Source organism: Phenylobacterium sp. CCH9-H3 (genome assembly GCF_001557235.1).
In the GTDB taxonomy this organism is placed as follows: domain Bacteria; phylum Pseudomonadota; class Alphaproteobacteria; order Caulobacterales; family Caulobacteraceae; genus Phenylobacterium.
Genome location: NZ_LSJI01000164.1, coordinates 15,634 through 25,085, shown reverse-complemented (window position 1 = coordinate 25,085; position 9,452 = coordinate 15,634). Strand labels below are relative to the sequence as shown.

Sequence of the window (9,452 nt, the reverse complement as noted above, 5' to 3'; positions counted from 1 at the left end):
AGCCTATGCCCGCTCAGTTCGCGGAACAATGGTCGGCGTCAGTCGCCCCCGCGCTCGCGGCGCAGCGCGGCCCAGCGCTCCAGACGTTCCTTGATCCGCGCTTCGGACCCCTCGCCGCGCGGCTGGTAGAACTGGCGGCGCTCCATCTCCTCGGGGAAGTAGTTCTGGCCCGAGAAGCCCTCCGGCGCGTCGTGGTCGTAGGCGTAGCCCTTGCCGTATCCCAGGTCTTTCATCAGCCGGGTCGGCGCATTGCGGATGTGCGCCGGCGGCATCAGCGAGCCGGTCTCCTTGGCCGCCTTCATCGCCGCTTTGTAGGCCATATAGACGGCGTTGGACTTGGGCGCCGCGGCCAGGTGGACCACCAGCTGCGCCAGGGCGATCTCGCCCTCGGGTGAGCCCAGGAAGTCGTAGGTGTCCTTGGCGGCGTTCGCCAGGACGAGCGACATGGGATCCGCCTCGCCGATGTCCTCGGCCGCCGCCCGGATCAGCCGCCGGGCGATGAACAGCGGGTCCTCCCCGCCGGTCAACATCCGCGCGAGCCAGTAGAGCGCCGCGTCCGGATCGGACCCTCGGATCGACTTATGCAGCGCCGAGATGAGGTTGTAGTGTTCCTCGCGGTCCTTGTCGTAGGCGGGGCTGCGCTTCTGCAGCACCTGCCCCAGGGCCTTGGTGTCCAGCGGCCTGGCCGTGCCGATGTTGAACAGCGTCTCCGCCAGGGTCAGAAGGTAGCGACCGTCCCCGTCGGCCATGGCCCGCAGGGCGGCGCGGGCCTCGGCGTCAAGCGGCAACGGGCGGCCCTCGTGCGCCTCGGCCTTGCCCAGCAGCATCTCCAGCGCGTCGTCGTCCAGGCGTTTCAGGACATAGACCTGGCTGCGCGAGAGGAGCGCCCCGTTCAACTCGAAGGACGGGTTTTCCGTGGTCGCGCCCACCAGGGTGACGATCCCCTCCTCCACGAACGGCAGGAAGCCGTCCTGCTGGGCGCGGTTGAAGCGGTGGATCTCGTCGACGAACAGCAGCGTCGCCTGCCCCGCCAGCCGCCGCGTGCGCGCCTGCTCGAAGGCCTTCTTCAGGTCCGCTACGCCAGAGAACACGGCCGACAGCTGCTGGAACTCGTAGCCGGCCTCCTTGGCCAGCAGGCGAGCGATGGTGGTCTTGCCCGTGCCGGGCGGCCCCCAGAGGATCATCGAGGAGAGGCGCCTGGCCTCCGCCATCCGCCGGATCGGCCCCTCGGGGCCCAGCAGATGCTCCTGCCCAACCACCTCGTCCAGCCGCTGCGGGCGCAGCCGGTCGGCCAGCGGCGACGGCTGCGACGGCGTGAGCCCGGCGGCTTCGAACAGATCGGCCATGGGGTCTCTTACTTGGGCTCGGCGGCGGCGTCGAACCGCTCGCGGGCGGCCTCGACTTCGGGACGGTTGCGGAACGCCCACTCGCCCAGGGCCTCGATAGGCTTGCGTAGCGATTGGCCCAGTTCGGTCAGTTCGTAGTCCACCCGCGGCGGGATGGTGGGGAACACCGTGCGGCTCACCAGCCCGTCCCGCTCCAGCCCGCGCAGGGTCAGGGTCAACATCCGCTGGGAGATGCCGTTGATCGCCCGGCGCATCTCGTTGAACCGCCGCGGGCCGCCCGCCAGCAGCATGACGATCATGACGCTCCACTTGTCGCCGATCCGGGACAGGATGTCGGTGATCGGACGGCAGCTATGCGCCACCGAAGCCACCCCGTGCGCTTCGATACGCGCGAACAGCTCGTCGTGCGACAGGCCGCCATCGGTCACATGCGTGTGCGCGGGTTCCAAAAAAGTGCCTTCTTGTGAGGGGTCTCGCAGTTACTCAAATAGTGCTGGTCACAAAAATATACCAGCCTGAGGACCTCCCCATGAACCTTCTGCATGTCGATTCCAGCATTCTCGGCGATCATTCGGTCAGCCGGAAGATTTCCGCGGCGGCAGTGGCCGCGCTCGAAGCCGCCCATCCCGGCCTCAAGATCACCTACCGTGATCTCGCCGCCGCACCGGCCCCGCACCAGTCGGGCGCCCTCCTCGCCGCCCGCGCCACCCCGGCCGACCAGCGCACGCCGCAGCAGACTCGGGACGTCGCCGAGGCCGACGCGATTCTCGAGGAATTCCTCGCCGCCGACATCGTGGTGCTCGGCGCTCCCATGTACAACTTCGGCGTCCCCAGCCAACTCAAGAGCTGGATCGACCACCTCGCCGTGGCCGGCCGCACGTTCCGCTATTCGGAAGCCGGGCCCGAGGGCCTGGCGGGCGGCAAGCGGCTGATCCTGGCCTCCTCGCGCGGCGGCTTCTACGGCCCCGAGAGCCCCGCCGCCGCCCTGCAGCACCAGGAGAGCTACCTGCGCGGCTTCTTCGCCTTCATCGGCGTCACCGACGTTGAGACCATCGGCGCTGAGGGCGTCAACATCAGCCCCGACCTGAAGCAGGCCGCGACCGAGGCCGCCATCGCGCAGGCCGGCGCATTGGGCGCGGTGCGCGAAGCGGCCTGAGGTCGACGCCTATCCCGAGAACACCGCCGTCACCTGGCGGCCGTCGCGTTCGATGGTGACCCGCCAGGTGCGGACCTGGGCCGAGGTGGCGGCGGCCAGGTCGCGCACGCTGCCCATCCGCACGCCGTTCACCTCGCGCACGATGTCGCCCCGGCGCAGCCCCACATTGCGCGCCGGGCCCCCGCCGACGCTGGTCACCAGCACCCCGGTCTGGGTCAGGGCGTCCAGGCCCAGCTCCTCCGCGACGGCCGGCGACAGGTTGACCACGGTGGCGCCCGCGAAAGGGTTGCGGCCGGTCAGGGTGCGCTCGTCGCGCGGCGGGTTGGCCGGCGGCGCCTCGGCGCGCAGGGTCAGGGTCTGGTCCGGCCCGCCCGTGGCCCGGCGCACGACGATCGGGATGCTTTCGCCCGGCCGCCTGTTGCGGATCTCGTAGTTCAGCGCGCCGGCGTCAACCACCGGCCGCCCATCGGCCTGCAGGACGACGTCGCCCTGGCGAAGGCCGGCCCGCGCCGCGGGTCCGCCGGGGTAGAGGTCGGCCACCAGAGCGCCCTGCGGCAAGGGCAGGCCCAGGCTGCGCGCCATCTCCGCGGTGACCGTCTGGATGCGGGCGCCCAGCCACGGCCGCACCACCGCACGGCCGCCGCCCACGGCGGTCTCGACCACGCGACGCACCACGGCGGCGGGGATCGCAAAGCCGACGCCGGACGAGGTGCCGGACCGCGAGAGGATGAAGCTGTTCACCCCGATCAGGTCGCCGTCCATATCGACGAGAGCGCCGCCCGAGTTGCCCGGATTGATGGCCGCGTCGGTCTGGATATAGGCCGAGCCGCCCTCGCCCGTCGGGTCGGTGATCCGGTTCAGCGCCGAGACGATCCCGTTGGTCACCGTCTGGCCGACGCCGAAGGGGTCGCCGATGGCCAGCACCAGGTCGCCCACCTGCGTGTCCCCGCTGTCGTCCATGGCCAGCACCTGCAGGCGTTCGCCCGCCGGCAGGTCGATCTTGAGGATGGCCAAGTCCGTGCGCGGGTCGGCCAGCAGGATCTTGGCGGCGAACTCACGCCGGTCGTTGAGGGCTACGGTGATCTCCTGGCCGCCCTCCACCACGTGGTTGTTGGTGACCACAATTCCGTCGGCGCGGACGATGACACCGGAGCCCAGGGACTGGGCCACGCGCGCCTGCGGCACGCCCAGGCCGAACATCTGCCAGAAGGGGTCGACCTGCTGGCGCACGATCCGCTTGGCGGAGATGTTCACCACGGCCGGCGCCGCGCGCTGCACCACCGGCGCGAACGACGACTTCATGGCCGCGGCGCTCGTGGGCGGGGCGCGGGTTGGTTCGGCGAAGGTGGCGGGTTGGGCCAGCGCCTGACCGGCGGCCAGGGCGATCGTGAGCGTGGGGATGAGGACGCGAGGCGCGCGCATGGAGTCTCCGAATACGAACGGCGGAACGCTACCCAGGTTTCCGGCGCAAAGATGGCGAAGCTTGACGCCTATTCCGCCGGCGACGCCACCGGCGTTGGTTGGCGCGCCGTCGCAAAGGCCAGCATGAACGCCAAGGCCAGCATTCCGGCTGCCAGATAGATCGCCAGGCCCGGCACATGGAAGTCCTCGTGCCGGATCGACCAGGCGAAAACCTCGCCGAAGATCAGCGGGCCGAAGATCGCGGCCATCCCCTGCAGGCTCTGGTTCGCCCCCTGCAGCTGGCCCTGCTCATGCGGGCCCACCCGACGGGTCATCAAGCCCTGCAGGCCCGGCATCAGGAACCCGATGAAGGCGAAGACCGGCACGGCGGCCAGGTAAAGCGGCCCGGTGGGCGCCCAGCCGTACCAGATGAAGCCGAGCATCCCCGAGGCCGCCCCCAGGAGCACGGCGTTCCGCTCGCCGATACGTTTGACCACCGGCCCGATCAGCAGGGTCTGGACGATGACGCCCGCGACCCCCGTGGCGATGAAAGTCATGCCGAGCACGCCCGTGGACCAGCCATAACGATAGCCCGCGTACAGCACGAAGATCGACGGCAGCACCATGTGGGCGAGCTGGAACAGGAAGCCGACGCCCGCCAGCGGCAGCAGGCCGACATGCGCCCGCAGCAGCCGGAGCGAGCCCAGCGGATTGGCCTTGCGCCAGTCGAACGCCGTCGCGCGCTTCTCGGCCGGCAGGCTCTCCGGCAGCACAAAGAGACCGTAGAGGAAGTTCAGCAGGGTGATGGCCGCCGCCGCGAGGAACGGCAGTCGCAGGTCCACCTCGCCCAGCCAGCCGCCGAACGCGGGCCCGAAGATGAAGCCGAAGCTGAAGGCGGAACTCATCCAGCCGAACACCTTGGCCCGGTCCTGCGGCGGCGTGACGTCGGCCAGATAGGCGTTCGCGGTGGAGAAGCTGGCGGCCGTCAGCCCGTTCAGCACCCGCCCCACGAACAGCCACCACAGCGTCGGTGCGAAGGCCATGAACAGGAAGTCGACGCCCAGGCCGAACAGCGAGATCAGCAGCACCGGCCGCCGCCCCCAGCGGTCGGCCATCAGACCCAGGATCGGCCCGCAGAAGAACTGCATCAGGCCCCAGGTGGTGGCGAACAGCACGTTCCATTCGGAGGCCGCCGCGGTGTCGCCGCCGGTGAATTCCTTGATCAGGTTGGGCAGGATCGGGATCATGATCCCGAACGACAGCGAATTCATCAGCGCCAGGGCGAAGATGAACCGGAAGCTGGCCTGCCGCCCCGCCGCCGCGCCTGCGGTCTCACCGCTCATGTCGTTTCCCCTCAAGCCCGCAACATCGGACAAACCCGAAACCGCCGCAACGACGTCACCCGACGCGCCCCGCCACACTGCGCAGCTGCGCCTGCCACCATTCCGCGAGCCGCGCCAGCAATGCCTGATCCGGAAAGCCGTGGCGGGCGGCGCTCTCGGCCGGAACCTGATGGAAGCCGCGGTGTTCGACGCTGACACGGGTCTCCGCGCCCACCGCCTCGAACCGCACCTCGACCTCGGTGTGGAGATCCGGCGGGAAGTTCGCCTGCCGCCATGAGAACACCAGCCGTTCCGCCGGCTCCCAGACCAGCACCTTGCCGATTTCGAAGACCTTGCCGCCGGCCAGGATCTCGATCAGCCGGCGGTCCTCGAACGCCAGGCGGCCGGGTGGCCGCGGCGTCGTCTGGAACAGGCCGCTCGGCCGCCACCAGTCGCCGATCTCCTGGGTGAAGACCTCGAAGGCCCGCGCCGGGGTCGCCTTCACCCGCAGCGCCACATAGACCTTCGAGGTCATGCGTCCCGCTCGACATAGGTCTTGAAGGCCAGGAGCTGGGCGCTCCAGAGCCGCTCGCTCTCTTCCAGCCAGCGCAGCAGATGGACCATGGGCTCGGGCCTCAGCGCGTAGATGCGCACCCGCGCATCGAACTCGGGATGACTCTCCTCCACCAGACCGCTGGCGCGCAGGGTCCGCAGGTGCCGGCTCATGGCGGGCGCGGATATGGCCAGCTCTCGCGCCAGCTCGCCCGCCGCCCGCGGCCGCTCGGCCAGCAGGTCGACGACACGCCGCCGGTGCGGATCGGCCAGTGCGGCCAACGTCAGATCGAGAGCGGCGGAGGGCATCAGACGAGCCGATGCTGGGTTCCGGCCCCATGGGTGATGGCGATGAAGCGGCTTGGCTCCGGCACGATTGCGCGATGCCAGACGCCCTTCGGCACGATGCAGGTTGCGCCCGGCGCCATCTCGATGCGCTGCTCGCCGTCGGCGTTCTCCAGGATGATCGCCATGCGCCCCTCGACCAGCACCAACGCCTCGTCGCCGCCGGGATGCATCTCCCAGTTCGGCCAGTCGCCCTCGCTCACATAGGCCGAGACCAGCGTACTGAGCACGTCGGGATTCTCGTCGATGGTTTCCCAGAAGCCCTCGACAGGATGGCGGTTCAACCTCCCCTGCCCGTCCAGGCTCAGGTAGGCATCTTCCAGGTCGAGCCGCATCAGATCCACCCGGTGATCTTGAGACCCGTGGCCGCCTCGGCTTCCTCGCGACTGACCGCCTTCACCTCCTGGGCCACCGTCCAGATGTGGCCTTCAGGGTCGCGGCAGCGATAGGTGCGTGCGCCGTAGAATTGGTCCGCCGGGGCCATCACGATCTCCATGCCCGCCGCTCGCGCCCGCTCGCAGTGGGCGTCGATGTCGGTCTCGACCCGGATGTGCACCGACTGCGTGACCTTGCCGCCGACGGATGCCGGGCTCTTGTATTCGTCGCTCCACTCGTAGCCGACCATGATCGCAGCATCGCCGAACCGCATCTCGGAATGAACGAGGCTCCCCTCGGCGTCTTCGATCAGCATGAACAGTTCAAAGCCGAACGCCGCCTCCAGGAATTTCAAGGCGGCCTTGGGGTCGCGGTAGACCACGGCGGACGTCAGGGGGGATCGCCAATCGGCCATGCTCGGCCCTCCTCGCATCGAGGCGATACGATCAATTCATTTCGCCATCTGACAATATTTAACGCATATCGCAATTATATCGTCAAGGGGCCAGAGCGGCCGTCACGTCTTCGATCCGCCCGTCGCCCGGTTCAGGCTTTACCTCCAGGAGCCGCGCCAGCAGCGGATAGACGCTGACGTTGTCGAACGCCGGCAGCGTCACGCCCGCGCGGAAGGCGGGTCCGTGGGCGACGAACACCGCCGCCATCTCGGGGCTCTCGGGATCGAAGCCGTGGGCGCCCCACTCCGGCTTCTTGGGCCTGTGGGATCGGGTCGTCAGCACCCAGCCGGTCTGGGGCAGGCAGAAGAACGGCGCCACGCGCGGGTTCCTGCCATAGTGGAAGCGGGCCGGAATATCGGCCTTGGCCCAGCACTCGAAACGATCATGCGGCTTCAGCAGGGCGGCCGCGACCTCGCGCTCGCGCCCAGGGGCGGGATAGATCGTCATGAACGCTCCGCCCGCCAGGGATCGATAGGCGTCCGCCGGCAGGTGGTCGTCCATATAGAGCGTACGGTCGGGCGACAGCGGGGCCATCCCGTGGTCCGCCACTACGATCAGGTTCGCCGCGACACCGCGCGCCTTGAGCCCCTGCACCAGTCGGCCGATCTCGGCGTCCGCCTGGGCGACCGCCGCGAGGGTTTCGGGCGCGCTAGGTCCATAGTCGTGTCCTGCCGTGTCGATGGTGTCGAAGTAGAGCGTCAGGAACCGCGGCCGCTCCGCAGGGGGCAGGTCCAGCAGGCTCAGCAGACGCTCCACCCGCACCTCGTTCGGCGTCGCCATGTCGAACGCGGTGTAGTGGCGCGGCCGCACGCCCTGGATCGCCGCCTCCGCGCCGGGCCAGAACACCGGGGCCGTGGCGATCCCGGCCCGCTCGGCGCTGACCCAGATCGGCGTCGCCTCGTCCCACCAGCGCCGGTCCTGCACCGCCTGCCGGTTCGACATCCGGAAGGTCTCGCCCGGCCAGCGCGGGTCCTCGAAGGTGTTCTCCACGATGCCGTTGCGGTCCGGCCGCAGGCCGGTGACCAGGGCGTAATGGTTCGGGAAGGTCTTGGATGGGAACGAGGGCCGCATCGCGCCCCGCACCCCGCCGGCGGCCAGCCCCGACAGAACAGGCGTCACGCCGCGGTCCAGGTAATCCGGCCGGAACCCGTCGATGGAGACCAGGATCACCGGCGGGGCGTCGCGGGCCGGCGTCGGGATCGTGGCGCAGGCGGCGAGCAGGACGGCGGCGAGAGCGGCGAGGAAGCGAAGCATGTCCGCCACCCTATCCGCGCGCCGCGACGATCCTGCAACGCCGCCTGCCCCCGCGGTTAGGCCGCCGCGCGCTGCGTCAGTTCCTCCAGCGGCACGTGCCCCTTCAGCGCGGGGCTGGTCGCGGGCTCCCCCGCTTCGAGCGCCACGGCGAAGCGCACGGCCGGGTCGTCGTGGAGGCGGGCCTTGAGCGCGGCGATCTTCGGATAGTCGGCCGGATCGATCGCCTCGTGGAAATCCGCCCAGCGGGCGACGCCAACGAACAGGGCGTCGGCCAGCGTTGGACGCTCGCCCAGCAGATAAGGTCCCGCCCCGATCATCGCCTCCAGCTTGCGGTGGCGGTCGTTGACCTGGCGACGGCCGAGCGCCCGCCAAGCCGCCTGCTCTTCAGGCGTCGCATCGGGGGCTTCCATGGCCGCCCAGTAGGGCCCCACGGCGGCGGTGAAGCCGGTGTTGAGAAAAGCCATGTACTGATGCAGCAGATCCGCCTGGCGGCTGCCCGGCGCGTAGCTGATCCGACGTTCGGTGTCGCGACCCTCCAGCCACAGCGCGATGGCCAGGGTCTCGGAAAGCGCCTCGCCCCTGTCGGTGATCAGCAGCGGCGCCTCCCCGCGGCCGTTGAGGCGCAGGTAGGGCTCGGCCCGCACCTCGGTGAACAGGTCGATGCGGGTCAGCCGGTAGGGCTGGCCCAACCATTCCAGGGCGGCGACGAGGCCCATGCTGCTGCCCAGCGGGTGGCCGTAAACGAGGATGGGTTCCATGGATCAGCACTCCAGGCTGTTGAACGGAACACCCAAGTAGCCACATGGAATCGGCCGGCCAAGAACGCAGAAAAGTCTGACCTGGTCACGAAAGCAGGACCTTTGGAGAGGAACACGGCGATGCTGGATCGCGTCTCGGAATGCCCGATCGAGGGGGCGATGGTCCTGCTGAGCGGCCGCTGGCGCGCGCTGATCCTCTACTATCTCTCGAAGGGGCCGATGCGCTTCAACGCCCTGCGTCGGGCCAACGCCGGGATCTCCCAGCAGATGCTGACCCACGAGCTGCGGGCGCTGGAGGACGCGGGCGTCATCTCACGGACCGCCTTTCCGGAGGTTCCGCCCCGGGTGGAGTATGCGCTCACCGAGGCGGGTGAGCAGCTGATGCCGGTGATCGACGCGCTGGGCGACTGGTGGTCGCAGACGCAGGCCCGCCAAGCCGAAGAAGCGGCCTAAAACGCGAAAGGCCCCGGAAGTCGCCTTCCGGGGCC

The 9,452-nt window shown here is 69.5% G+C and carries 12 protein-coding genes; 2 read left to right on the top strand and 10 right to left on the bottom strand.

Annotation, left to right across the window (positions count from 1 at the left end; all coding sequences use genetic code 11):
* Positions 1-38: 38 nt before the first annotated feature.
* Positions 39-1,346: a replication-associated recombination protein A gene (locus AX721_RS14605; RefSeq protein ID WP_068876722.1), complete on the bottom strand. Its 1,308-nt coding sequence runs from the start codon at positions 1,344-1,346 to the stop codon at positions 39-41.
* Positions 1,347-1,354: 8 nt separating this feature from the next.
* Positions 1,355-1,795 carry a helix-turn-helix domain-containing protein gene (locus AX721_RS14600; protein ID WP_082765501.1) on the bottom strand — a complete coding sequence of 147 codons (441 nt, stop codon included), beginning with the start codon at positions 1,793-1,795 and terminating at the stop codon, positions 1,355-1,357.
* Between the two features lie 80 nt (positions 1,796-1,875).
* Between AX721_RS14600 and AX721_RS14595 the strand changes: the two genes are divergently transcribed.
* On the top strand, positions 1,876-2,502 hold the full coding sequence (locus AX721_RS14595) for an FMN-dependent NADH-azoreductase (RefSeq protein ID WP_068876721.1): 627 nt from the start codon (positions 1,876-1,878) through the stop codon (positions 2,500-2,502).
* A 9-nt stretch (positions 2,503-2,511) separates the two neighbouring features.
* Here the strand turns inward: AX721_RS14595 and AX721_RS14590 are convergent, their stop codons facing one another.
* The 8 genes from AX721_RS14590 to AX721_RS14555 all read right to left on the bottom strand — a co-directional run bounded on the left by AX721_RS14590 (position 2,512) and on the right by AX721_RS14555 (position 8,964).
* On the bottom strand, positions 2,512-3,924 hold the full coding sequence (locus AX721_RS14590) for a Do family serine endopeptidase (RefSeq protein WP_068876720.1): 1,413 nt from the start codon (positions 3,922-3,924) through the stop codon (positions 2,512-2,514).
* A gap of 68 nt (positions 3,925-3,992) precedes the next feature.
* Positions 3,993-5,246 carry a TCR/Tet family MFS transporter gene (locus tag AX721_RS14585; protein WP_068876719.1) on the bottom strand — a complete coding sequence of 418 codons (1,254 nt, stop codon included), beginning with the start codon at positions 5,244-5,246 and terminating at the stop codon, positions 3,993-3,995.
* A 55-nt stretch (positions 5,247-5,301) separates the two neighbouring features.
* Complete coding sequence (locus AX721_RS14580; protein WP_068876718.1) at positions 5,302-5,760, bottom strand: SRPBCC domain-containing protein; 459 nt, start codon at positions 5,758-5,760, stop codon at positions 5,302-5,304.
* Positions 5,757-6,086 carry a helix-turn-helix transcriptional regulator gene (locus AX721_RS14575; RefSeq protein ID WP_068876717.1) on the bottom strand — a complete coding sequence of 110 codons (330 nt, stop codon included), beginning with the start codon at positions 6,084-6,086 and terminating at the stop codon, positions 5,757-5,759. The genes AX721_RS14580 and AX721_RS14575 overlap by 4 nt, the downstream gene beginning before the upstream one ends.
* The gene (locus tag AX721_RS14570) at positions 6,086-6,457 is read right to left on the bottom strand and encodes a cupin domain-containing protein (protein WP_068876716.1); all 372 of its coding nucleotides are present in this window, start codon (positions 6,455-6,457) and stop codon (positions 6,086-6,088) included. The genes AX721_RS14575 and AX721_RS14570 overlap by 1 nt, the downstream gene beginning before the upstream one ends.
* Positions 6,457-6,912 (bottom strand): VOC family protein, encoded by a 456-nt coding sequence (locus AX721_RS14565; RefSeq protein ID WP_068876715.1) that lies wholly within the window; start codon positions 6,910-6,912, stop codon positions 6,457-6,459. Before AX721_RS14565 ends, AX721_RS14570 begins: the two co-directional genes overlap by 1 nt.
* Before the next feature lie 82 nt (positions 6,913-6,994).
* A complete protein-coding gene (locus AX721_RS14560) occupies positions 6,995-8,206 on the bottom strand; it encodes an ectonucleotide pyrophosphatase/phosphodiesterase (RefSeq protein WP_068876714.1) in 1,212 nt (403 codons plus the stop codon).
* Between the two features lie 56 nt (positions 8,207-8,262).
* Positions 8,263-8,964, bottom strand: coding sequence for a glutathione S-transferase family protein (locus AX721_RS14555; RefSeq protein WP_068876713.1), 702 nt, complete (start codon positions 8,962-8,964; stop codon positions 8,263-8,265).
* 120 nt (positions 8,965-9,084) lie between these two features.
* On the opposite strand from AX721_RS14555, the gene AX721_RS14550 reads away from it, so the two are divergent.
* A complete protein-coding gene (locus tag AX721_RS14550) occupies positions 9,085-9,417 on the top strand; it encodes a helix-turn-helix domain-containing protein (protein WP_068876712.1) in 333 nt (110 codons plus the stop codon).
* Positions 9,418-9,452: the final 35 nt, after the last annotated feature.

What these genes read in the sequence shown, in the direction of transcription:
- AX721_RS14575 (WP_068876717.1), bottom strand. Translation starts at nt 6,086, where the DNA reads ATGCCCTCCGCCGCTCTCGATCTGACGTTGGCCGCACTGGCCGATCCG.
- AX721_RS14585 (WP_068876719.1), bottom strand. Translation starts at nt 5,246, where the DNA reads ATGAGCGGTGAGACCGCAGGCGCGGCGGCGGGGCGGCAGGCCAGCTTC.
- AX721_RS14560 (WP_068876714.1), bottom strand. Translation starts at nt 8,206, where the DNA reads ATGCTTCGCTTCCTCGCCGCTCTCGCCGCCGTCCTGCTCGCCGCCTGC.
- AX721_RS14565 (WP_068876715.1), bottom strand. Translation starts at nt 6,912, where the DNA reads ATGGCCGATTGGCGATCCCCCCTGACGTCCGCCGTGGTCTACCGCGAC.
- AX721_RS14590 (WP_068876720.1), bottom strand. Translation starts at nt 3,924, where the DNA reads ATGCGCGCGCCTCGCGTCCTCATCCCCACGCTCACGATCGCCCTGGCC.
- AX721_RS14555 (WP_068876713.1), bottom strand. Translation starts at nt 8,964, where the DNA reads ATGGAACCCATCCTCGTTTACGGCCACCCGCTGGGCAGCAGCATGGGC.
- AX721_RS14570 (WP_068876716.1), bottom strand. Translation starts at nt 6,457, where the DNA reads ATGCGGCTCGACCTGGAAGATGCCTACCTGAGCCTGGACGGGCAGGGG.
- AX721_RS14550 (WP_068876712.1), top strand. Translation starts at nt 9,085, where the DNA reads ATGCTGGATCGCGTCTCGGAATGCCCGATCGAGGGGGCGATGGTCCTG.
- AX721_RS14580 (WP_068876718.1), bottom strand. Translation starts at nt 5,760, where the DNA reads ATGACCTCGAAGGTCTATGTGGCGCTGCGGGTGAAGGCGACCCCGGCG.
- AX721_RS14605 (WP_068876722.1), bottom strand. Translation starts at nt 1,346, where the DNA reads ATGGCCGATCTGTTCGAAGCCGCCGGGCTCACGCCGTCGCAGCCGTCG.
- AX721_RS14595 (WP_068876721.1), top strand. Translation starts at nt 1,876, where the DNA reads ATGAACCTTCTGCATGTCGATTCCAGCATTCTCGGCGATCATTCGGTC.